The sequence below is a fragment of the Micromonospora sp. WMMD980 genome, assembly GCF_029626035.1.
Classification (GTDB): domain Bacteria; phylum Actinomycetota; class Actinomycetes; order Mycobacteriales; family Micromonosporaceae; genus Micromonospora.
On sequence record NZ_JARUBE010000003.1, the window covers coordinates 5,586,012 to 5,608,252 of the forward strand.

Annotated in this window: 15 protein-coding genes and 1 pseudogene; 6 read left to right on the forward strand and 10 right to left on the reverse strand. The window is 72.1% G+C overall.

The features are described 5' to 3' along the window. Positions 1-4: 4 nt before the first annotated feature. Together O7618_RS26370 and murJ are read right to left on the reverse strand one after the other, a co-directional pair. A complete protein-coding gene (locus tag O7618_RS26370) occupies positions 5-1,630 on the reverse strand; it encodes a protein kinase family protein (protein WP_278108825.1) in 1,626 nt (541 codons plus the stop codon). Positions 1,631-2,001: 371 nt separating this feature from the next. Next, a complete protein-coding gene (gene murJ / locus O7618_RS26375; protein WP_278108826.1) occupies positions 2,002-3,747 on the reverse strand; it encodes a murein biosynthesis integral membrane protein MurJ in 1,746 nt (581 codons plus the stop codon). Between the two features lie 132 nt (positions 3,748-3,879). On the opposite strand from murJ, the gene O7618_RS26380 reads away from it, so the two are divergent. Then, positions 3,880-5,343 (forward strand): CCA tRNA nucleotidyltransferase, encoded by a 1,464-nt coding sequence (locus tag O7618_RS26380; protein ID WP_278108827.1) that lies wholly within the window; start codon positions 3,880-3,882, stop codon positions 5,341-5,343. A gap of 185 nt (positions 5,344-5,528) precedes the next feature. Then, on the forward strand, positions 5,529-7,568 hold the full coding sequence (locus O7618_RS26385) for a S8 family serine peptidase (RefSeq protein WP_278108828.1): 2,040 nt from the start codon (positions 5,529-5,531) through the stop codon (positions 7,566-7,568). A 63-nt stretch (positions 7,569-7,631) separates the two neighbouring features. Here the strand turns inward: O7618_RS26385 and O7618_RS26390 are convergent. From O7618_RS26390 to O7618_RS26405, 4 genes and pseudogenes are all read right to left on the reverse strand, one after another. Next, a pseudogene (locus O7618_RS26390) lies at positions 7,632-9,138 on the reverse strand (SPFH domain-containing protein). A gap of 24 nt (positions 9,139-9,162) precedes the next feature. Further along, on the reverse strand, positions 9,163-9,705 hold the full coding sequence (locus O7618_RS26395; RefSeq protein ID WP_278108829.1) for a hypothetical protein: 543 nt from the start codon (positions 9,703-9,705) through the stop codon (positions 9,163-9,165). Between the two features lie 31 nt (positions 9,706-9,736). Continuing rightward, the gene (locus O7618_RS26400) at positions 9,737-10,837 is read right to left on the reverse strand and encodes a hypothetical protein (RefSeq protein WP_278108830.1); all 1,101 of its coding nucleotides are present in this window, start codon (positions 10,835-10,837) and stop codon (positions 9,737-9,739) included. Beyond that, positions 10,834-11,343: a SigE family RNA polymerase sigma factor gene (locus O7618_RS26405; protein WP_278108832.1), complete on the reverse strand. Its 510-nt coding sequence runs from the start codon at positions 11,341-11,343 to the stop codon at positions 10,834-10,836. The genes O7618_RS26400 and O7618_RS26405 overlap by 4 nt, the downstream gene beginning before the upstream one ends. A gap of 67 nt (positions 11,344-11,410) precedes the next feature. On the opposite strand from O7618_RS26405, the gene O7618_RS26410 reads away from it, so the two are divergent. After that, positions 11,411-11,890 carry a methylated-DNA--[protein]-cysteine S-methyltransferase gene (locus O7618_RS26410; protein WP_278108834.1) on the forward strand — a complete coding sequence of 160 codons (480 nt, stop codon included), beginning with the start codon at positions 11,411-11,413 and terminating at the stop codon, positions 11,888-11,890. A gap of 69 nt (positions 11,891-11,959) precedes the next feature. Here the strand turns inward: O7618_RS26410 and O7618_RS26415 are convergent, their stop codons facing one another. Both O7618_RS26415 and O7618_RS26420 read right to left on the reverse strand, forming a co-directional pair. After that, the gene (locus O7618_RS26415) at positions 11,960-13,039 is read right to left on the reverse strand and encodes an inositol-3-phosphate synthase (protein ID WP_278108836.1); all 1,080 of its coding nucleotides are present in this window, start codon (positions 13,037-13,039) and stop codon (positions 11,960-11,962) included. A gap of 23 nt (positions 13,040-13,062) precedes the next feature. Then, a complete protein-coding gene (locus tag O7618_RS26420; protein WP_278108837.1) occupies positions 13,063-13,701 on the reverse strand; it encodes a PadR family transcriptional regulator in 639 nt (212 codons plus the stop codon). Positions 13,702-13,876: 175 nt separating this feature from the next. Here O7618_RS26420 and O7618_RS26425 point away from each other — a divergent pair, with 175 nt between their 5' ends. The 3 genes from O7618_RS26425 to O7618_RS26435 all read left to right on the forward strand — a co-directional run bounded on the left by O7618_RS26425 (position 13,877) and on the right by O7618_RS26435 (position 19,022). Then, positions 13,877-14,323, forward strand: a complete 447-nt coding sequence (locus O7618_RS26425; RefSeq protein WP_278108838.1) for a DUF5318 domain-containing protein — start codon at positions 13,877-13,879, stop codon at positions 14,321-14,323. A 194-nt stretch (positions 14,324-14,517) separates the two neighbouring features. After that, positions 14,518-17,340, forward strand: a complete 2,823-nt coding sequence (locus O7618_RS26430; RefSeq protein WP_278108840.1) for a transglycosylase domain-containing protein — start codon at positions 14,518-14,520, stop codon at positions 17,338-17,340. Positions 17,341-17,462: 122 nt separating this feature from the next. Further along, entirely contained in the window at positions 17,463-19,022 is a 1,560-nt protein-coding gene (locus O7618_RS26435; RefSeq protein WP_278108841.1) for a glycosyltransferase 87 family protein, read from the forward strand. A gap of 30 nt (positions 19,023-19,052) precedes the next feature. On the opposite strand, the gene O7618_RS26440 is transcribed toward O7618_RS26435, so the two are convergent. Both O7618_RS26440 and O7618_RS26445 read right to left on the reverse strand, forming a co-directional pair. Further along, entirely contained in the window at positions 19,053-21,314 is a 2,262-nt protein-coding gene (locus O7618_RS26440; protein WP_278108842.1) for a hypothetical protein, read from the reverse strand. Next, on the reverse strand, positions 21,311-22,093 hold the full coding sequence (locus O7618_RS26445; protein ID WP_278108843.1) for a deoxyribonuclease IV: 783 nt from the start codon (positions 22,091-22,093) through the stop codon (positions 21,311-21,313). The genes O7618_RS26440 and O7618_RS26445 overlap by 4 nt, the downstream gene beginning before the upstream one ends. Positions 22,094-22,241: the final 148 nt, after the last annotated feature.

A 22,241-nucleotide genomic window follows, 5' to 3' on the forward strand; every position in this document is an offset into this window, starting at 1 on the left:
CGGCTCACGATCCCTGGACCGTGATCTCCTGGACCCCCAGCTTCCAGCCGCCGCTGTCCTTCTCCGGCAGCTCGGTGATCCAGAATAGGAGGTACTGGTACTTCTTGGCCGGCTCGAACGCGTTGAAGATCATGTTGGTGCCGGAGTCGCTGCTCTCGAACGGCTGCCCGATCACCGTGGGGTAGGCCGCGACGAGTTGCTTGTCGCCGGTGGAGGTGGACGGGAAGTCGCCGTTGGTGCCGGTGCGCAGCTCGGCGGCCGCCCCCGCGGACGACAGCGTGGCCTGCACCGACTTGACCGTGTGCGGGGCGCCCAGGTCGATCCAGATGCCCATGCCGTCCTTGAGGCCGCCGAACTTCCCGTTGTTCCGGTAGGTCTGGGTTTCCCAGCCCTCCTCGGGATCGCCGTCGATGACCTTCTCGGCGTTGCGCACCTCGGCGCGGTCCTTGCTCTTCGGGTCGATGATCCGCACGTCCTGGACGTTGAGCTTGCGGGCGGCGGCAGGGGGCTCGGGTTCGCTGCCGCCGTCGCCGGCGGAGGGGGCGCTGCTGGACGGCTGGGACACCGGCTCCTTGCCGCCGTCGTCGCCACCGCCGAGCACGTTGATCCCGATGAACAGCCCGACCAGGGCCACCGCCAGCAGGCCGGCGACGCCCAGTGCCACCTTGCGGCCACCGGCCGCGGCCAGCGGCGACGGCTCCTCACCCGGCTCGGCGGTGAAACGCAGCGGACCGGCCTGCTCCAGGAACTGCTCGTCGGCCGGGATGTCGAGCCGGCTCAGCTCGGCGGAGAGCACGTCCGACGAGGGCGGGGCGATTTCCGGGTCGAGCAGGTCCATGGTGAGGTCGTCGAGGTAGGCCGGGACCCCGGCGCGCACCTGGCGGGGTGCGGCGATGCCACCGGCGGAGTCCCGGACGGCGTCGGGCAGCGCGGCCCGGCCGTGCCCGGCGGTGGCGCCGTGCAGCGGGGCCTCGCCGTGCGGCCAGTGCCCGGTCAGGGCGTAGTAGAGCACCCCGCCGACGGCCCGCAGGTCGTTCTCCTGGCTGTCCGCCCCGTCGGTGCGCGCGTCGGCCACCACCACCCGGCCGTCGTCGCTGATCATCACCGTGCCGGGGTGGATGTTGCCGTGCACCATGTCGGTGGCGTGCACCGCGGCCAGCGCGCTGGCGACGGCGTTGCCGATCGCGGTGGCGCGGGCCGGGTCCAGCGGCCCGTCGGCGGCCACCATCTCGCGCAGCGACTGGCCGTCGACCCACTCGCGCACCACGTAGGCCCGGTCGTCCTCGTCGATGGCGTCGTAGACGCCGACCAGGTTGGGGTGGATCACCCGGCTCGCGGCGACCGCGGCCTGGAGCATCTCGGTGGCGGAGTCGCCACCCGGATAGCGGAGGACCACCGCGACGGGCCGGCGCAGCACCACGTCGACACCGCGCCAGACCAGCCGGCCGGCGCTGTCGTTGTTGATGTGCTCGACCAGCTCGTAGCGCTCGGCGAGGAGCTCACCGACGGTGGGAGCACCGAGGGTCACGACCGCCGGAGAGGTTTCCTCCGCTTCCTGACCCTCGCCGACCTGGGTCACCCGTCCTCCCTCGGTGATCGTGTCGATCGATGGACCCGTGTTGCTGGGCATGTGGTTTCCCGCTCTGGCTTCGGTGGAACCGGCACGGTCGACGTCGACGCCGGACGTACCCGTCGAGTGCGACCTTACCCGGGATGCCCGGTTCTCCGACATGTCATCTTCCCGCTGCGGCCGGCGGGAAGCCAGTCACCGCGGACACGCACCGCCAATCTAGAGGTTGACGGCAAGTGATCGGCGTAGGGGCGTACCGGTGTGGCGCGCCGTTGGTTTCCCCGCCCCGGCCTGCGCACCCTCGTCCTTACGGTTGGTTGTCCACAGGCCGAGAGGCCCACTGGACGGCGGAATCCCGAGTTATCCACAGCCGTATCCCCAGCCTGGTGATCCTCGTTCACCGTCGGTCACGACGGGCCGGCGCGGCGGGCTCAGCGCCCGAGCCGCCGCCGCACCATCCCCACCACCTCGGTGATCTCGCCGATCCGCAGCAGCATGGCCAGGCCGAGGTACGTCCCGCCGATCGCCGCGCCGCCGATCACCAGCTGGACCGCGGCGGCCAACCGGCTCAGGCCCTCCGGGTCGCCGGGGAGCACCGCGACCACGAGCACCCCGACCAGCGCGGCGCCCAGCGCGGCCACCACCACCCGACCGAGGGTCTTCATGATCCGGCCCAGCCCGATCCGGCCCACCCGGGGCCGTAGCAGCATCGCCGAGATGATCGCCGCGGCCAGGTACGACACCGCGTTGCCGAGCATCATCCCGGCCGCCGCGAAGGTGTTCGAGAAGATCAGGAAGAGGCCCACCTGGAGCAGCACCCGCAGGATCACCACCGGGATGTTGATCAGGGCAGGGGTGCGGGTGTCGGGCAGCGCGTAGAACGCGAACGTGAAGAGCTGGCTGACCGCGAACGGCACCAGGCCGAGCGCGGCGACCAGCAGCACCGTCGAGGTGGCCACCGCGTTGTCGCCGTCGAAGGCGCCGTAGCGGAACACCATCACGGAGATCGGCCCGGCCAGCACGGCGTAGCAGACCGCGATCGGGGCCAGCACCGCGGAGACCATCCGGGTGCCCCGGGACAGGTCGGCGGTGACGTCGCCGAACCGACCCTCGGCGGCGGCCGCGCTCATCCGGGGCATCAGCGCCGTGATGATCGAGACCGCGATGATGCCGTGCGCCATCATCAGCAGCAGGAAGACGTTGTTGTAGATCAGCAGGCCGGCGTTCTTGCCGCCGGCGGCGCGGGTGAGCAGGTTGACCACCACGAACAGGCCGAGCTGGTTGACCCCGACGTAGCAGAACATCCAGCCGCCGAGCCGGGCCAGCTCCGCCAGGCCGAGCGCGCGGAAGTCGAACCGCCACTTCCACCGGAAGTTAACCTTGCGCAGCGCGGGCAGCAGGCCGGCGGTCTGGACCGCGACGCCGAGCAGCGTGCCGCCGCCGATCAGCAGGACGCGTCCCCAGCTCATCTCGCCCGGCTGGATGATCTTGGCACCGAAGACCGCGATGTAGATCCCGCAGACGGCGATGACCACCAGATTGTTCAGGATCGGCGCCCACATCGGGGCGGCGAAGTGCCCGCGGGTGTTCAGCACCGCGGCGATCAGCGCGCTCACGCCGGTGAAGAACAGCATCGGCAGCATCAGGTACGACAGGCCGGTGACCAGCCCCTGGTAGTCCGCGTCCTTGCCGCCCGCGTAGATGGCGGTGAGCACCGACGCCCCGGCCATGGCGATCAGCGCGACGGCCGCCAGCGCCAGCACGGCGAGCGTGAGCAGCCGCTGGGAGTACGCCTCGCCCCGGTCCGGGTCGGACTTGCGCCGCCGGACCAGCACCGGGATCAGCACGCTGGTGAGCACGCCGCCGAGCAGGAACTCGTAGACCTGGTTGGGCAGGAAGATCGCGGTGGTGTAGGCGTCGCCGACCAGCGCGCCACCGAGCGCGGCGCCGATCATCAGGTTGCGGATGAAGCCGGTGCCCCGGCTGACCAGGCTGCCGATCGCCATCACCGCGCTGTTCGCCGCGGCGCTGGTCTCCGCGACCACCTCCTGCGGCGGCGCGACCGCCTCGGCGCCGGGCTGGTTCAGCGGCTCCGCCGAGATGAAGGTGGCGCCGTCGTCCGGCGGCAGGCCGCCGTCGTGCGCGTTCGCGCTGCGGTAGAGCCCGCCGCCGCCCATCTGCCCGCCTCCCAGGGATATGCCGGAACCGGGCCCCGCCGGCCCCGCACAACCGGAACCTTAGTCACCCCCGGCCCGTTACCCGCGCCCGGCGCGGTCGATCCACCCCCGGCCCGATAGGCTGGCGCTCCCATGTCCGAAGCCTCCGCCTCCGCGTCCGCCGCCGACCGCCACGAGCTGACCGCCGCGCAGCGCAACGCCGTCGCCGAACTGCTCCGCGTCTCCCCGGTCGCCGACGAGCTGGGCCGGCGTTTTGCCCGGGCCGGTCACGAACTGCACCTGGTGGGCGGGTCCGTCCGGGACGCGCTGCTCGGCCGGCTCGGCAACGACCTCGACTTCTGCACCGACGCCCACCCGGACGAGACCGTGAAGGTCGTCCGGGGCTGGGCCGAGTCGATCTGGGAGACCGGGCGCGAGTTCGGCACCATCGCCTGCCAGCGCGACGGCCTCACCCTGGAGATCACCACCTTCCGCGCGGAGGTCTACGACCAGGTGAGCCGCAACCCGGTGGTGGCGTACGGCACCAGCCTGGTGGAGGACCTGAAGCGCCGCGACTTCACGGTCAACGCGATGGCGGTGAGCCTCCCCGAGCACCGGTTCACCGATCCGTACGGGGGCCTGGCCGACCTCGCCGCCAAGATCATTCGTACCCCCGGGACGCCGCAGGAGTCGTTCCGCGACGACCCGCTGCGGATGCTGCGCGCGGCCCGGTTCGCCGCCCAGCTCCGCTTCGCCGTCCACCCCGACGTCCGCGCCGCGATGACCCGGATGGCGTCCGACCTCGACCGGATCACCGCCGAGCGGATCCGGGACGAGTTCACCAAGCTGCTGTGCGGCGCCGACCCGGTGACCGGGCTGCGCCTGCTCGTCGACACCGGCCTGGCCGAGCGCTTCCTCCCGGAGTTGACCGGCCTCAAGCTCACCATTGACGAGCACGCCCAGCACAAGGACGTCTACGAGCACACGCTCACCGTGGTCACCAACGCCATGTCGATGGAGTCCGACGGCTGCGACTTCGTGCTGCGGATGGCCGCGCTCATGCACGACGTCGGCAAGCCCGGCACCAAGGCGGTCGGCGGGGACGGCCGGGTCAGCTTCCACCACCACGAGGTGGTCGGCGCCCGGCTGACCAAGGCCCGGATGAGGGCGCTGCGCTATCCGAAGGACGTCACCTCCCAGGTGGTCAAGCTGGTCGGGCTGCACCTGCGCTTCTACGGGTACGGCCGGGGCGAGTGGACCGACTCGGCGGTGCGCCGGTACGTCACCGACGCCGGCGACCTGCTGTCCCGGCTGCACAAGCTGACCCGATCCGACTGCACCACCCGCAACCGGCGCAAGGCGGCCCAGCTCGCGGCCGACTACGACGCGCTGGAGGAGCGGATCGCCCGGATCGCCGCCGAGGAGGATCTGGCCCGGGTCCGGCCGGACCTGGACGGCAACGCGATCATGGAGTTGCTCGGCGTGCCGCCGGGCCCGGTGGTCGGGCGCGCCTGGCAGCACCTCAAGGAGCTGCGACTGGAGCGCGGGCCGCTGGACCGCGACGAGGCCGAGGCGGAGCTGCTGCGCTGGGCGCGCGCCGAGGGCATCGTCGGCTGATCGTCGGCCCCGGCGGAAAATCGACGACGATACGCCGGCGTGTCGACCGAACGGATGACGTGGTCCGGTCGATCTTTCCCGCATGATGTTGGTCATCACCAGCCCCCCGGCCCGACGGGCGCGGCTGTCCTGATCGCATCCGCCCGTCCGCTCCGGACGGTCGCTGGAGACGGGGAGTCCATTCAGTGTCACGCCACGGCGCGCTGCGCCGCTCCGCGTTGGTGGGGCTCGCCCTCACCTCCGCCACCTCCATCCTCTGCGCCGCCACCGCCGGCCCGGCGTCTGCCGCGCCGGACGGCCCGAAGCGCGGCCCGGTCCGCGGCGCCGACACGGCCGGGGCGGTGCCCGGCCGCTACATCGTCGTCCTCAAGAACGGCAAGGCCACCCCGGCCAAGGTGAAGTCCGCCGCGTCGGCCCTCGCCGGCGAGCACGGCGGTTCCGTCCGCCGGGTGTTCGGCAAGGCGCTGCACGGCTATTCCGCCAGCATGGAACGCCGGCAGGCCGAGCGTCTCGCCGCAGACCCCGACGTCGCGTACGTCCAGCAGGTCCAACGCGCGACGGCCACCGGCACCCAGAGCACCCCGCCCTGGGGCCTGGACCGGATCGACCAGGCCAAGGCGAAGGCCGACGGCCGTTACACCTACCCGGCGACCGGCGCCGGGGTGACCGCGTACGTCATCGACACCGGCATCGACATCGCCCACCAGGACTTCGGCGGGCGGGCCGTCAACGGCTACGACGCGGTCGACTCCGACGACGTCGCGCAGGACTGCGACGGGCACGGCACGCACGTCGCCGGCACCATCGGCGGCACGAAGTACGGCGTGGCCAAGGACGTCAAGCTGGTCGCGGTCCGGGTGCTGGACTGCGCCGGTGGCGGCGACAGCGAGGACGTGATCGCCGGCATCGACTGGGTGACCGCGCACGCCACCGGGCCGTCCGTGGCGAACATGAGCCTGGGCTTCCCCGGCGTCGACCAGGCGGTCGACGACGCGATCAGCCGCTCCATCGCCGCCGGCATCAGCTACGCGATCGCGGCCGGCAACAGCTGGAAGGACGCCTGCGGGATCACGCCGGCACGCGTCCCGGCGGCCATCACGGTCGGCGCCACCGACCGGCTCGACATGCGGGCCTGGTTCTCCAACTTCGGCCGCTGCCTGGACACCTACGCCCCGGGCGCCGGCATCGTGTCGGCGAAGGCCGGCACCGCCTCCGGCACCGAGTCGATGAGCGGCACCTCGATGGCGTCCCCGCACGTCGCGGGCGCTGCCGCGCTGCTGCTGGAGGCGCACCCGGGCTGGACCCCGCAGCAGGTGCGCGACTCGATCGTGGACACCAGCATCACCGGCGCGGTGCACGACACCATGGGCTCGGTCGACCGGCTGCTGCACGTCGGCAACGCAGTGGTCGCCCGCGAGTCCTACGGCCTGAAGGCCCGGAGCAACGGCCGCTACGTGACGGCGGAGAGCAGCGGCACCAAGCCGCTGGTCGCGCGCGGCACCGAGGCCGGCGCCTGGGAGAGGTACGACGTGGTGGACGCCGGCAGCGGCTTCTACGCGCTGCGCGCGAAGGCGAACAACAAGTTCGTCAGCGCGGACGGAAGTGGCACCAAGCCGCTCCTCGCCCGCGCCGCCTCGATCGGCGCCTGGGAGAAGTTCCAGCTCGTCGTCAACGCCGACGGCAGCGTCAGCCTGAAGGCCGCGGTCAACGGCAAGTACGTCACCGCGTCGAACACCACCACCCCGCTGATCGCCAGCAAGACCTCCATCGGCACCGCGGAGAAGTTCGACTTCGACGCGTCCGCCCCGGTCGTCGGCATCAAGGCGGTGGCCAACGGCAAGTACGTGACCGCGGAGAGCGGCGGCGGCAAGCCGCTGATCGCCCGCGCCGCGACGGTCGGCGCCTGGGAGAAGTACGAGGTCGTCAGCGTCGGTGACGGCTACTTCGCGCTGCGCTCGCTGGCCAACAAGAAGCTCGTCGCCGCGGAGAGCGGCGGCACCAAGCCGCTGATCGCCCGGTCCACCACGGTCGGCGCCTGGGAGGTCTTCGACTTCCTCGACTACAACGCCGACGGTTCGGTCTACCTGCGGGCCAACGCCAACGGCAAGGCGGTCACCTCCGGCAGCACCGGGGGCAGCCAGCTCATCGCCAGCCGCGTGGTCAACCTGAACAGCGCGACGCTGGGCCTGGGCAACGGCGAGAAGTTCGTCCTCGCCTCGCTCTGACCCGCACCGGATACGACGGCGCCCGCCGGCTCCCCGAGAGGGGCCGGCGGGCGCCGTCGTACGTCACGGGTTGACCGTGCTGCCGTCCACCGTGCTCTTGCCGTTGGTGTGCGCGCTGCCCAGCCGGGCCAGCAGCCCGGCCAGGTCGATGCCGGTCAGGTCGGTGCCGAGCTGGAGGCCCTGAGCGACGTTGCCGGCCACCGACTTGGTCAGCGACGAGGCGCCGTCGGTGGAGATGACGGTCATCTTGTCGATCGCGCCGATCGGGGCGCTGGCCGCGCCGACCACCTCGGGCAGCACCTTGACCAGCAGGTCCAACACCGCCGCCTCGCCGTACGCCGCGAACGCCTCGGCCTTGCGGGCCATCGCGTCGGCCTCCGCCTGGCCCTTGGCCAGGATGGCCGCGGCCTCGGCCTGGCCTTCCCGCTCGACCGCCTCGGCGATCGCGGACCGCCGGCGTTGCTCCGCCTCACCCTCCTTGGCGCCCTCGATCGCGTTCGCCTCGGCCAGCGCGGCCCGGCGGGCCCGCTCGCCCTCACCGGTGAGCCGGGACTGCTCGGCGGCGGCCCTGCGCGGCGGCGATGGTGGCCTGCCGCTGCGCGTCGGCGTTCAACACCGCCGCGTTGCGGGCCGCCTCGGCCTCCTGCTCCACCTTGTACCGGGCGGCGTCGGCCGGCTTGCGCACCTCGGTGTCGAGCTGGCGCTGCTTCAGCTCGGCGTTGCGCTCGGCCACCTTCTGCTGCTCGGAGAGGATCGCCTGGTCCCGCTCGGCCTGGGCGAGCGGCCCGGCCGCGGCCGACCTGGCCTTCGCCGCGTCGATCTCGGCCTGGATGCCGGCCTGCTTGAGCGACAGGTTCCGGTTCGCCTCGGCGATCGCCTCCTCGGCCAGCAACCGCTCCTGCTCGGCGGCCTGCCGGGCACGCGCCTCGGCGATGGCGGCGTCCTTGAGCACCCGGGCGGCCTCGGGCCGACCCAGGTCGGCCAGGTAGGACCCCTCGGCCAGGATGTCCTGGAGCTGGAACGTGTCCAGCACCAGGCCCTGGTTGGTCATCGAGTGCTCGGCCTCCTCGGCGACCGCGCTGGCGAACGCGGCCCGGTCCCGGATGACCTCCTCGACGGTGAGCCGGCCGACGATCGAGCGCAGCGCACCGGCCAGCACCTCCCGGGTGAAGTTGTCGATCTCGTCCTGCTGGTGCAGGAACCGCTGGGCGGCGGCCCGGATCGCGTCCTCGGTGCCGCCGACCTTGACGATCGCGACGCCGTGCAGGTCGGCGCGGATGCCCTGCTTGCTGACCGCGCCCCGGATCCCGACGTCGATGCGCCGGCTGGACAGGTCGAGGGACTGCAACTTCTGCACGACCGGCAGCACGAAGACGGAGGCGCCGAGCACGACCTTCTGGCCGGACATGTCGGTGGACCGGATGCCGTCGGCGGTCTGGGTGGTCCGGCCCTTGCGGCCGGTGACGATGAACGCCTCGTTCGGCCCGGCCACCTTGATCCGGGAGAGCACGAAGAGGACGAGCAGGACGGCGAGGAGGACCGCGCCGCCGATGGCGACGAGCAGGGGCATGGGGGTTCCCGTCTGTTGGGGGATTCAGTAGGTCTCGACGTGCACGCTGGTCTCGCTGAGCGCTTCGACCACGAAGATCCGGGCACCGATTCCGATGGGCCGGTCGGCCCGGGCGTTGAGTTTGACCGGCTGGCCGGCGAGGCGTACCCGGACCTCGCCGTAGCCACTGCTGGGGATCGGGGTCACCACCAGGCCGATCGCGCCGGTCAGGTGGTCGCGGGTGGGGGTGGGGTCGGTGCGCATGGTGCGGGCCGCGCGGCTCAACCGGGCCGCCAGCCAGCCGGTGGGCACGGCGGCGAGCGCCCCGCCGGCCACCGCCGCCGCGATCATCCCGGGGGTACGCCCCCCGAGCAGCTCGTTGACGATCGCGGCGCCGAACCCGAACGCTCCGGTGAACCCGGCGACCGCCTCCAGCGACACCGGCCCGTCGACGTCCGGATGGCCCAGGTGCAGCACTCCCGAGCCGAGCAGGGCGAGCGTCAGCACTCCGACGCCGGCCCCACCGATGATCAGGAAGAGGAGCGTCCCGGTGGCCACGACCTGCACGGTAGCGACGTCGCGCAACATCGACTGCGGACAGCGAACCCTGAGCGACCGCTCAGCCCGGCGCGATGGTCACCTCGGCGAGGCGGAACTCCTCCGGCAGCGGCTGGCGGACCAGTTCCCGGCCGGTGGTGTCGGCGTACACGAACTCGTGCGAACCTCTCGGCCGCCGGTAGAGCAGCCGATCGGGCCCGGCCCAGACGGCGTCCGCGGCGGGCAGCGCGTTGACCACCCGGCCGGTCGCCGCCTCCACCAGCAGCGGCTCCCGCTGCCCCTGGACGACCACCAGCCTGCCGTCCGGCGACCAGGCCCACGGGCCGGCCGGGTCACCGGGCAACGGCTCGAAGCGGGTGGGCCGGCCCGTGTCGGCGGAGAAGAACTGCACGCCCCGTCGTGGGTGTCGGGCGGACTCGGACCGGGGGCGGCCCGGGTCGGTCTGCTGGAGCAGCACCTCCCGTCCGTCCCGGCTCCACAGGAAGGAGCAGTAGTCGGTGCAGAGGAACTCGTCGGTGTCGACGGCGTGGGTGCGGGTGGTGCCCTCGGCGTCCAGCACGACGAAGCCGAAGTGGTCGACCCGCTGGCTGGTGAAGAGCAGGCGCCGGCCGTCCGGCGACCAGTTCGGCGCGGCGAGCGCACGACCCGGCTCGTACCAGCGGGTCGTCCCGCGCACCAGGTCGACGAGCCCGACCCGGCGGGGCCGGTCGTCGTCCCAGACCGCGACCAGCGAGCCGGCCGGGGCGGGGAGAACCGCGTCGTAGCGGCTGTTGACGAGGTAGCGGCCACGTGCCCGGTCGAGCAGGTAGGACTTGCCGTTCGACCGCGTGGGCTCGCTCAGGCTGGTGACCACCCAACCGCCCGGCAGCGTCAACGGGCCGTTCGACCAGTTCGCGCCGGGCGCCGACCGGATCACCGGCGACGGGACGGCGGTGACCGGTGGTGCGGTGGGCGGCGGCGCGGGGCGGGGGCGCAGCAGCACGAACGGCAGGGTCGCCGCGACCACCGCGACCAGGACGGCGGCGGTCGCGGCCACCCGTCGGCGACGCCGCAGCCGCCGACCGTGCCCGAGCGCCCGCCCCGCCAGGTCCGGCGCGGGCGCGGCGTCGTCGGCGAGGTCGCGTACGGCCGTGCGGAGCATCTCGTCCAGCGACGTGCTCATCGGGTCACCTCCGCCGGGGTGGTCAACTCGTCGAGCGCCGGCACGAGTTGCCGGAGCCGGGCCAGCGCCTTGGCGCTCTGGCTGGCCACGGTGCCGGGGCGGCAGCCGAGCAGCGCGGCGGTCTGCTCGACGCTCAGGTCCTCCAGGTAGCGCAGCGTCAGCACGGCCCGCTGGCGCGGCGGCAACGCGCGCAGCGCGTCGCGCAACAGCAGCCGCAGGTCGCTGTCGTCACCGGCCGCCGGTCGTTCCGGCAGGTCGGCCACCGGAACCTCCGCGCGCCGCGCCCGCCGCCGCCAGCCGGAGACCTGGTCGTGGTAGAGGATCCGTTTCACGTACGGCTCCGCGTCACCGCGGATCCGGGGCCACCGGGCGTACGCCTTGGCCAGCGCGTTCTGCAGCAGGTCCTCCGCCGCGTGCTGGTTGCCGGCGAGCGCGTACGCGACCCGCAGCAGGACCGCTCCCCGCTCGTTGACGAACGCGGTGAACTCCCGGTCGACCTCCGCCACCGTCCACCTCCGTCTCTCAGACGCCCGGCGCGCGGGAAACTTTGCCCGTCGCGCGACAATGGGCGGCATGCGCTGGACCGTGCTCGACTCGCCGACCGGGGAGTTCTCCGTCGGCACCGACGCCGACGCGGTGCGCGGCACGCACTTCGGCCGGGTGGCCTCGGCTGCCGACGAGCCCGACGACGATCTGGCCGGCCGGGTCGTGGCGGAGCTGCGGGCCTACTTCGCCGGGGAGTTGACCGAGTTCACGGTGCCGGTGTCGGCGCCGCGCGGCTCGGAGTTCGAGTGTGCGGTGTGGCGGGAGATGACAGGCATCCCCTACGGGGAGACGACCACCTACGGTGAGGTGGCCAAGGCGCTCGGTGAGCCGGGCGCGGCCCGCGCGGTGGGGGTGGCGTGCAACCGCAACCCGGTGCCGGTGATCGTGCCGTGTCACCGGATCGTCGGTGCGGGCGGCAAGTTGGTCGGCTTCGGCGGTGGGCTGCCGCGCAAGGTGACCCTGCTGGAGTTGGAGGCCGCGGTGGCGCTGCGCCGCGCCTGGTCCTGATCGGGTACCGACAGCAGGAAGGCCGGGTCCGCGCGGACCCGGCCTTCCTGCGTCATGCTGTTCGGCGCGTCAGCGCTCGACCTCGCCGGCGATGAACGCCTCGACGGCGGCGTGCGCGTCGTGGTCGGCGTACTGCTCCGGCGGCGACTTCATGAAGTAGGACGAGGCGGAGAGGATCGGGCCGCCGATCTTCCGGTCCAGCGCGATCTTCGCGGCCCGGACGGCGTCGATGATGACACCGGCCGAGTTCGGCGAGTCCCACACTTCGAGCTTCAGCTCCGCGTTGAGCGGGGTGTCACCGAAGGAGCGGCCCTCCAGGCGGATGTAGGCCCATTTGCGATCGTCCAGCCACGGCACGTGGTCGGACGGGCCGATGTGCACGTCGCTCTTGCTCATCTCGTGCGGGATCTGCGAGGTCACCGACTGGGTCTTCGAGATCTTCTTGGAGACCAGGCGGTTGCGCTCCAGCATGTTCATGAAGTCCATGTTGCCGCCGAAGTTGAGCTGGTACGTGCGCAGCAGCTCGACCCCGCGGTCCTCGAAGAGCTTCGCCAGCGCGCGGTGCACGATGGTGGCGCCGACCTGGCTCTTGATGTCGTCACCGACGATCGGCAGACCGGCGTCGGTGAACTTCTGCGCCCACTCCGGGTCGGAGGCGATGAAGACCGGCAGGGCGTTGACGAACGCGCAGCCGGCGTCGATCGCGGCCTGGGCGTAGAACTTGTCGGCCTGCTCGGAGCCCACCGGCAGGTAGGAGACGACCACGTCGACCTGCGCGTCGCGCAGCGCCTGGGCCACGTCGACCGGCTGGGCGTCCGACTCCTCGACGATCTCGCGGTAGTACTGGCCCAGACCGTCGAAGGTCGGGCCGCGCTGCACGGTCACGCCGGTCGGCGGGACGTCGCACAGCTTGATCGTGTTGTTCTCGCTGGCGACGATCGCCTCCGCGAGGTCCATGCCGACCTTCTTGGCGTCCACGTCGAACGCCGCGACGAACGTCACGTCCGAGACGTGGTAGTCGCCGAAGGTGACGTGCATGAGACCCGGGACGCGGTCGTTCGGGTCGGCGTTCCGGTAGTACTCCACGCCCTGCACGAGGGACGAGGCGCAGTTACCCACACCGACGATGGCGACGCGGACGGAGCCCATAGCGTCTGCCTCCTTCTTCTTCATCACGGCCGCTCTGTCCTGGACGTTCCAGGCGTGGGCGGGCTGTCGTTGTCTCCTCGGCCCGTGGCCGTCCCGGTGCCCGGGGCGGCCGGAGCCCGGCCGGAGCGCTCGTTGGCGATGAGCTCCTCCAGCCAGCGGACCTCGCGCTCACAGGCGTCGAGCCCGTGGCGCTGCAGTTCCAGGGTGTACGCGTCGAGGCGCTCGGCTGCCCGGCCGAGCACGTCACGAAGACCCTCGCGACGTTCCTCGATCTTGCGACGACGACCTTCCAGGATCCGGAGCCGGGTGGCCTGGTCGGTCCGGGCGAAGAACGCGAAGTGCACGCCGAAGCCCGTGTCGTCGTACGTCTCGGGTCCAGCCTGCGCTATCAGCTGGGCGAAGCGTTCCTTGCCCTCCGCGGTAATGGTGTAGACCACCCGACCGCGTCGGCTGGTCAGCGCGGGAACCTCCTCGGCGGTCGCGGGTGTCTCGGCGGCTTCGGTGATCCATCCCGCCGCCTGCAGCCGGCGCAGGGTCGGGTAGAGCGAGCCGTAGCTGATCGCCGCCCGGATGGCGCCGAGCTTGGCGGTCAACTCCTTGCGCAGCTCGTAGCCGTGCATCGGAGCCTCCTGCAGGAGGCCCAGGATGGCGAACTCGAGCACGGCGCCATCCCTTCTTTCCCCCTGCGCGGAGGGCTAACCACCGCGATGTATCGGGCCGATACATCGCACGTTAGCCCACGCGGATGGCCAGGGCAAACCCCCGCTTACGCGACGCGGTCATCACGGATCGTGACCATGGTCGCCTCGGTTCGCCGGAGCGCGTACCCTTTGCCGCATGCGTACGCAGCGCCAGGTGGTCGACTACTCGCTCCAGAAGCGAGCGGTGCTGCGTGAACTCCTCGCCGGTCGGATCGGCACGTACGACGTCTGCGACGCCTCGCCGTACCTGAAGAACGCCGCCCGGTTCCACGGCGAGCCGACCGACCACCGCTGCCCGATCTGCCGTAGCGAGAACCTGATCCACGTCCACTACATTTACGGTGACGAACTCAAGCAGTCGGCCGGCCAGGCGCGCACCCGGGCCGAGTTGCCCGTCCTGGCCATGACGCTGCGTGAGTTCCAGGTGTTCGTGGTGGAGGTCTGCCCCGGCTGCGACTGGAACCATCTCGTCGAGCAGTTCCTGCTCGGGCGGGACGGCCTCGCGGGCGAGGTGGCGGACGCGGCCGGGGCGGTCGCGGCCGACGGCTCCACCCCTCGGCGAAGGCGAGAGGCGCAACGGTGAACACGGCTGTCCCGATCGTCGCCGGCCCGTTATCCGGGCGGCACGAGCGACAGCCGTTAAGTGTGATTGGTCCGAATAGGTCGGATTTGGCGGGCGCGCGCCGGCACGGTCGGCAGGTAGCGTCCCGTGTTTCAGCTCACGGCAACCCGGTGGCGACGCCCCCGCGTCCCACCGCGACCGGCAGGGTGTGAGGAATGAACTACGGCGATTCCAGTTCTTCGCGTGGGCGGGCCCAGATCCCGGGTCCGAACGGCGACCCCGGCTCCGAGCGGAGCCCGCGCGGAAACGGCTGGTCCGGCGCCCCGGAGGGCGGTGCCTCGGCGCGCGCCTCGGTCACGCCACGCGGCGCCGGCGGCCGAGCCCCGGTCAGCGGCGTGCCGCCGGCGCCCCGCGGAGCCGCGGGCGCGGCCCCGGTCGGCCGGGCCGGCGCGGGTCGGGCCTCGGTGCCCGTCTCCCCGGCACCCGGCGTCTCCGGGCGCGCGGGCGCCGGTCGGGCGTCGGTTCCGGTCTCCCCGGCCGGCCCGGCGGGACGCGCCTCGGTGGGCGCGGCGAGCGTGGGCGGTGCCGGCCGGGCGAGCGTCGGCGCGGCGCCGGTCGGCGGCCGTGCCGCGGTGGCCCGGGCCAACGTGCCCGGCTTCGGCGGCGGTGGCCCGGGCGGCCCCGGTGGTCCGGGCGTGCCGCTCGGCCCGGCGCGGGGTGGCCGCGGTGACGACTCGGCCCGGTCGAAGAAGCGTCGCCGGCTCAACATGCTGATCGCCGGCTTCGCCGTGTTCATCATGCTCGCCGGCATCGGCGTGGTCAGCTTCACCTGGTACTCGCAGAAGGTGCTGCTGCCGGAGGACACCATCCCGCCGCTGTCCACCACCATCTACGACCGGACCGGCAAGACCTCGATCGCCCGGATCGGCGACCAGAACCGGCAGCTCGTCACCATCCAGCAGATCCCGGTGTGGGTCCAGCACGCGGTCGCGGCGGCGGAGGACCGGAACTTCTACCGCCACTCCGGCGTGGACTACAAGGGCATCGCCCGGGCCGCGTGGAACAACGTCAGCGGTGGCGACAAGCAGGGCGCCTCGACCATCACCCAGCAGTACGCGCGCAACGCGTTCGACAACCTGAACCAGGACACGTACGGCCGCAAGGTGAAGGAGGCGATCCTCGCCTCCAAGCTGAACGACAAGTACGACAAAAGCGTGATCATGCAGCACTACCTGAACGTGATCTACTTCGGGCGCGGCGCCTACGGCATCCAGGCGGCGGCGCGGACGTACTTCGGCAAGGACGTCGCCAAGCTCACCGTGGCCGAGGGCGCGGTGCTGGCCGCGCTGATCAAGCAGCCCGAGCCGAGCGCGACGCACCAGGGCTACGACCCGGCGATCAACCCGCAGGCCGCGCTGGACCGGTGGAACTACGTCATCAACGGGATGATCACCGAGAAGTGGCTCGACGCGCCGAACACGCCGCCACATCCCGACAAGTACCCGACCAACATCCTGAAGCCGTCCAAGAACAGCGCAGGCGGCTTCGGCATCGACACGCCCTACGGCAACGTCGTCAACTACGTCTCGCAGGAACTGCGCGAGATGAAGCTCTGCACCGACAACGAGGCCGAGGCGACCGACAAGAAGCCCCTCTGCGCCAAGGCGTTGAGCCGCGGCGGCTACCGGGTCACCACCACCATCGACGCCAAGGTCCAGAGCGCCGCGGTGGCGGCCGCCCAGCGGGCCAAGAAGGGCTCGGAGCTGGCCGGCCAGCCGGGCAACCTGATGGCGGCGCTGGTCTCGATCGATCCCAGTAACGGCGAGGTGCGCGCCTACTACGGCGGCGACAATGGCACCGGCACCGACTACGCCGGCAAGAACGTCGACAACGGCGTGGTCAGCGGTGGTCACTCGCCCGGGTCGAGTTTCAAGATCTACACGCTGGCGGCGGCCCTCGACGAGGGCATCTCCCTGAAGTCTCGCTGGAAGGGCAAGTCCTTCAAGCCGGACAAGATGGAGTTCACGGTCAGCAACGCGGGTTTCGACGCCAGTTGCGGCAACTCCTGCACGCTCGAGCAGTCGACGCTCAAGTCGCTGAACGTGCCGTTCTACTACATCACCGAGAAGATCGGCCCGGACAAGGTGCTCGACATGGCCAAGAAGGCCGGCGTCAGCACCATGTGGCGGACCGACACCAACCCGGCCAAGGCGTACGACCTCGCCAAGTACGACGCGAAGGACCTCGCGCCCGACCCGTTCTTCCACGTCATCGGCTACGGCCAGTACCCGATCACGGTGCTCGACCACGCCAACGGCGTTGCCACGTTCGCCAACCAGGGCTTCTACAACAAGGCGCACTTCATCCGGAAGGTCGAGAAGCAGAACCCCGACACCGGTAAGTGGGACCTGCTCAAGACCGTGAAGACCACCCCGGAGCAGCGCATCAAGAAGGACGTCGTCGCCGACGTCACCTCGGTGCTGGAGGAATACCCGGGTCAGGTCAACCGGCGGCTCGACGACGGCCGTAAGGCCGCGGAGAAGACCGGCACCTGGGAGTTGAACGCGAAGACGCTCGACAACGGTGACGCCTGGATGATCGGCTACACGCCGCAACTCGCTACCGCGGTCTGGGTCGGCAACAAGGACGCCCGTAAGGCGATCAAGGACAAGGACGGCAACAAGATCAGTGGCGCCAAGATGCCCGGCGCCATCTTCCAGCGGTTCATGAACGACGCGCTCAAGGGCGAGCCGAAGGAAGACTTCCCGCCGGCCGCGAACATCGGCAAGGACGACGTCGGGAACGGCGAGATGCCGGCCGCCCCGCCTCCGACGCCGGGCGGCGCCAACTGTGACCCGCTGGGCCTGTTCTGCCCCGACGGCAACCAGGGCGGCGGCAACCAGGGCGGCGGGAACCCCGGCGGCGGCAACCCAGGGGGTGGCGGCGACCAGGGCGGTGGCCTCCCCGGCTTCCCCGGCGGCGGCGGTAGAGGCGGTGGCGTGCTGCCCACCACCCCACCGACCAGACAGACGAACTGACGCGTACCACCTGACGGCGGCGGCCGGACCCGAGCGGTCCGGTCGCCGCCGCGTTTCGCGGACCGGAATTTCTCCGCGCGCGGCGGGACGGACACCCCCGGCGTACGGCAGGATGCCTCACCATGAGCACCCAGTCGACCGCAGGCATCGATGAGCCCGGCGCGTCCGGGGAGGCGCCCCGGCCCGGAGCGACCGCCGACCACCCGTCCCGCTCGGACTGGTTCGTGCGGGGGACGTCCGGTCTGATCGGCGGCCCGCTCGGCGACCACGCCGCCGCCCTCGACCGGCCGGCCGGTCGCGAGGGCCGGTTCTGGACCGCGGCGCGGATCGTGCTGGCCCTGGTCTGCCTCACGCTCGCCCTGCACTGGGTGCAGAAGTCGCCCTGCCAGGACGGAGCCTGGCAGAATAACGTCCAGTACACCCGGATGTGCTACACCGACGTGCTGGCGCTCTACTACGCCGAAGGGCTCAACGAGGGCAAGGTCCCCTACGCCGACCACCCGGTGGAATACCCGGTGCTGACCGGCTACTTCATGGGCGCGCTCGGCCTGCCGGTGCACGCCCTCGGCGTCGACAACCCCGGCATCAACCAGGGGCAGTGGTTCTACAACCTCAACGCGCTGGTGCTCGGCGCGCTCGCGGTCGCCACCGTCGCGGTCATCCTCAGCCTGCGCCGCCGACGACCCTGGGACGCGGCCCTGTTCGCGCTCTCCCCGGCGCTGGTGCTCACCGCCACCGTCAACTGGGACCTGCTCGCCGTCGGCCTGGCCGCGTTCGGGCTGCTCGCGTGGGCGCGCGCCCGGCCCGACCGGTACGGCATGCTGCTGCCCGGGCTGGCCGGCGTGCTGCTCGGGCTCGGCGGCGCGGCGAAGATGTGGCCGCTTTTCCTGCTCGGCCCGATCCTGGTCCTCACGCTGCGGGCCGGCCGGCTGCTGGCCGGGCTCGTCGCCACGGCCACCGCTCTGGTGACGCTGGTCGCGGTCAACCTGCCGGTGGCGATCCCGTACCGGGAGAGCTGGGGGCGGTTCTTCGACCTGAACACCACCCGGCCCATCGACTGGGGCACGCTCTGGTACATCGGCCGCTACCTGGACGGCCGGATCAGCCCGTCCGCCCCCGGCGAACTCGGCCCGTTCGAGTGGCTCAACGCCAACATCTCCACCCTCAACTGGGTGTCGTACCTGCTCTTCGGGCTGGCCTGCCTCGGCGTGGCCGCGCTCGCGCTGCTCGCCCCGCGCCGGCCCCGGCTCGCGCAGGTCGCCTTCCTGATCGTCGCCGCCTTCCTGATCTTCAGTAAGGTGTGGTCGCAGCAGTTCGTGCTCTGGCTGCTGCCGCTCGCGGTGCTCGCCCGGCCGCGCTGGGGTGCATTCCTGGCCTGGCAGTTCGCCGAGGTCTGCTACTTCGCCGCCTTCTACGGCGAACTGCTCGGCACCGCCACGTCCCGGCCGGTCTTCCCCGAAGGCGTCTTCGTGCTGGCGTCCACCCTGCGCCTGGTCACCGTGGCGGTGCTCTGCGGGTTCGTGATCCGGGACATCCTGCGACCGGAGCGGGACGCGGTGCGGCAGACGTACGCCGACGACCCCGACGGTGGGCTGCTCGACGGCGCACCCGACGCACCCTGGCACCAACGATGGCGCTCCGGCGCCGCGGCAGACCGCCCCGCCGAACCCGTGCCCGCCTGAGCGGCCGGTCGCGAGGCGGTACGGTCGGCTTCACAGCCGGTAGACGACCGCCTCGCCGACCTGCTCCCGTGTCACGCCCAGCCCGTCCACCGGCCGGTCGAGCATCCCCTCCCACGGGGTGCCGCCGAGTTGGTCCCGGAGCACCACCACGTTCCTGACCCCGATCCGCCGCAGGTAGTCGACGCTGGCGTAGTCGGGGAAGCTGACCGTGGCTTCGCGGGCCTGGGCCTGGGAGTTCGGGGTGAAGCCGCTGACGCCGTTGACCATCCGCTGGAACCGGTCGGTCGACCAGAGCATCACCGGCTGGTCCAGGTTCTGGCTGCTGGGCAGCACCAGCATCGGACCGTCGACGGTACGCATCGCCGCCGGCTGCCGCGGCACCACCGGGTGCGGGGTGGCGTTCAGCCCCTCGGCCAGCACCAGCACCAGCGGCACCAGCGTGGCCAGCCGCAGCCACGGGCCCGGCCACGGCGGGACCCGCTCGGCGGCCAGCTCGCGCACCCTCATGCAGAGCGCGGTGACCGCGCCGGCCGCCAACAGGCCGAGCAGCAGCGTGGTCCAGAGCATCATCCGGCCCGGCGTCCGCAGCCCGTTCCAGCCCGGCAGGTAGTCGAAGAGCGGCACGTAGGTGAACCGGCCCTCGAAGAACCGGGTGCCCATCGCGAGCGCCATCGTCACCAGCACCCCGGCGAGCAGGAAGAGCCGGTGGCGGACCCGCCAGACCGAGAAGAACAACCCGCCGGCGGCCAGCGCGTAGAGCGCGAAGCCCGGCAGCAACGTCATCTCCGGGTGCCAGGGCAGCACCGCCCGCGCCCCCTCGTGCAACTCGCCCCAGACCCGGGACTCGGCCGGCGCGGTGAAGAAGCCGCTGGCCGGCGGGGAGTAGAGCTGGATCTCGCCGAGCGTGCGCGCCGCGTTCGGGTGCAGCTCGGCGACCTTGAAGAACGGGATCGCCAGCAACCCGCCCACGGCGGCGAAGACGAGCGCGCCGGCCAGGTCGGCCAGGAACAGCCGCCGGCCGAACGGGCGCTTCACCCGACGCCGGCGGACGAACCACAGCACCACGGCGACCAGCCCGACGCCGGCCAGCAGGTAGGCGAACGGCAGCCCGATGCCGAAGCCGAGGCTGAGCTGCCAGGCCGCCACCAGCCAACCGGCCAACGCCCACCCCGCGTGCCGGCGACGCGGACGGTAGCCGTGGCGCAGCGACCAACCGTGACCGCGGGCGAGCATGGCCAGCGCCAGCGGGATGCCACCGTTGGAGATGATGTGCAGGTGCCCGGCCTGGGCCAGCAGCCACGGCGCGTACGCGAAGCTGACGCCGGCCACCGCGCCGCCGATCCGGCCCGCGCCGAGCTGCCGGGCCAGCGCGTACGCCCCGAACGCGGCGAGCGCGTGGGCCAGCACGAACATGATGTTGTAGCGCAGCACCGCCTGCTCCGGGCCGACCCCGATCAGGCCGGCCGGGGCGTATCCGAGCAGGGTGTCGGAGAAGGCGAAGCTCCAGTTCTCCGGGAAGAACGTGTTGGCGTGCCACAGCATCGCCGGGTCGGTGCGCAGGATGTGCCCGGACCACGCCATCTGCCACGCCTGGAGGCTCGGGTCCCAGTAGTCCTGCGGCAGCGTGTAGCGCGGGTAGCGCAGCGTGGGCCAGGTCATCGCCGCGGCCACCGCCAGCGTCGCGACGGCGGCGAGCGTCCACTCGTGCACCAGGAACCGGCCCACCGTGCGCACGGCCCGACGGGCCCGGCCCAGCACCGGCTCGGGAGCCGGCCCGAACGCGGTCCAGCGGTCCGCCGGCTCGTCGCCGTCCGTACCCTCGGTCTTGTCGCCGTCGGCGCCGCCGGCCTTGTCGCCGGCCGTACCCTCGGCCTTGTCCGTGTCCTTTGCGTCGGCGTCGGTTCTGGCGTCGTCGTCCGTACCGCCGGCAGCGGCGGCGTCGTCCGTGACGCGGGCCTCGCCGTCGGCGCGGGGCTTGTCCTTGTCGGGGCCGGTCTCGCTGCCCGTGCCGCGGGCCTCGTCGTCAGCCTTGTCGCCGGCGGACCTCGCGTCGTCGTCCGTGCTCCGGGCGCTGCCGCCACTTCCGGCGTCGCCCGTCCCGCGCGCAGCGTCGGTCGCGCCCGCGGTGGTGGCGGTGGCCGCGGGTTCGTCGCGGGCCGCTGCCGTCGCGGTTGAGGTGACCCCGGCGCCCCCTGCCCCGCCCGGTGCCGGCCCTCCGTCCGCCGGAGCGTCCTCAGGCCGCTGGTCGGCGCCGGACCGGCCACCGGTCGCGCCGGACTGCTCCGTGGTCATGCCGGGGCACCCAGCTGGCCGCGCAGGAACGCGATGTCGGATGCCTGCCCCTCGACGCCGCCCGGGGTCTCGACGATCACCGGCGCGCCGGCCGCCCGGATCACCGCCACCAGCAGCTCGGGGTCGATCGTGCCACCGGTGAGGTTGTCATGGCGGTCCTGACCCGAGTCGAATGCGCCCTTGGAGTTGTTGGCGTGGATCAGGTCGATCCGGCCGGTGATCGCCTTCACCCGGTCGACCAGGCCCAGCAGCTCCTCGCCGCCGGCGTGGGCGTGGCAGGTGTCGAGGCAGAAGCCGACCTCGTGGTCACCGAGCGCGTCCCAGAGGCGGGCCAGCGCGTCGAGGTGCCGGGCGCAGGCGTTGTCTCCACCGGCGGTGTTCTCGATCAGCACCGGCAGCGGGAAGCCGCCGGAGTCGGCCGCGTACGCGAAGGTCTTGCGCCAGTTGTCGAAGCCCTTGGCGAGGTCGTCCCCGGCGTTGACGTGGCCGCCGTGCACGATCAGGCCGGTGGCGCCGACGGCCGCCGCGGCGGTGGCGTGGCCGAGGAGCAGTTTGCGGCTGGGGATGCGGATCCGGTTGTTGAGCGTGGCCACGTTGATCACGTACGGCGCGTGGACGTAGAGGGCGACGTCGGCCGCGCGCAGGCGTTCGGCGTCCTCGCGCGGCTTCGGGGCCTTCCAACCCTGTGGGTCGGCGAGGAAGAACTGCACCGCGTCCGCCTCCCGGGCGGCCGCCTCGGCCAGCGGGTCGGCCGGATCGACGTGGGCTCCGATACGCATGCAGGGCAGCCTACGTCGCGCCTGCGACGCGCGGCGCGCTCGCTCGCGGGGGGTCGCGGTCGAGGATGCGCGTCACCACCCGGCCCGGCGATCGTTGTCCGAGGTGGGATCGATGGTCGACGCTCCGCCCGGACATGGTCCACAGCAT

What these genes read in the sequence shown, in the direction of transcription:
- O7618_RS26400 (WP_278108830.1), bottom strand. Translation starts at nt 10,837, where the DNA reads ATGAGCACGTCGCTGGACGAGATGCTCCGCACGGCCGTACGCGACCTC.
- murJ (WP_278108826.1), bottom strand. Translation starts at nt 3,747, where the DNA reads ATGGGCGGCGGCGGGCTCTACCGCAGCGCGAACGCGCACGACGGCGGC.
- O7618_RS26430 (WP_278108840.1), top strand. Translation starts at nt 14,518, where the DNA reads ATGAACTACGGCGATTCCAGTTCTTCGCGTGGGCGGGCCCAGATCCCG.
- O7618_RS26425 (WP_278108838.1), top strand. Translation starts at nt 13,877, where the DNA reads ATGCGTACGCAGCGCCAGGTGGTCGACTACTCGCTCCAGAAGCGAGCG.
- O7618_RS26370 (WP_278108825.1), bottom strand. Translation starts at nt 1,630, where the DNA reads ATGCCCAGCAACACGGGTCCATCGATCGACACGATCACCGAGGGAGGA.
- O7618_RS26445 (WP_278108843.1), bottom strand. Translation starts at nt 22,093, where the DNA reads ATGCGTATCGGAGCCCACGTCGATCCGGCCGACCCGCTGGCCGAGGCG.
- O7618_RS26380 (WP_278108827.1), top strand. Translation starts at nt 3,880, where the DNA reads ATGTCCGAAGCCTCCGCCTCCGCGTCCGCCGCCGACCGCCACGAGCTG.
- O7618_RS26415 (WP_278108836.1), bottom strand. Translation starts at nt 13,039, where the DNA reads ATGGGCTCCGTCCGCGTCGCCATCGTCGGTGTGGGTAACTGCGCCTCG.
- O7618_RS26410 (WP_278108834.1), top strand. Translation starts at nt 11,411, where the DNA reads ATGCGCTGGACCGTGCTCGACTCGCCGACCGGGGAGTTCTCCGTCGGC.
- O7618_RS26395 (WP_278108829.1), bottom strand. Translation starts at nt 9,705, where the DNA reads ATGTTGCGCGACGTCGCTACCGTGCAGGTCGTGGCCACCGGGACGCTC.
- O7618_RS26435 (WP_278108841.1), top strand. Translation starts at nt 17,463, where the DNA reads ATGAGCACCCAGTCGACCGCAGGCATCGATGAGCCCGGCGCGTCCGGG.
- O7618_RS26440 (WP_278108842.1), bottom strand. Translation starts at nt 21,314, where the DNA reads ATGACCACGGAGCAGTCCGGCGCGACCGGTGGCCGGTCCGGCGCCGAC.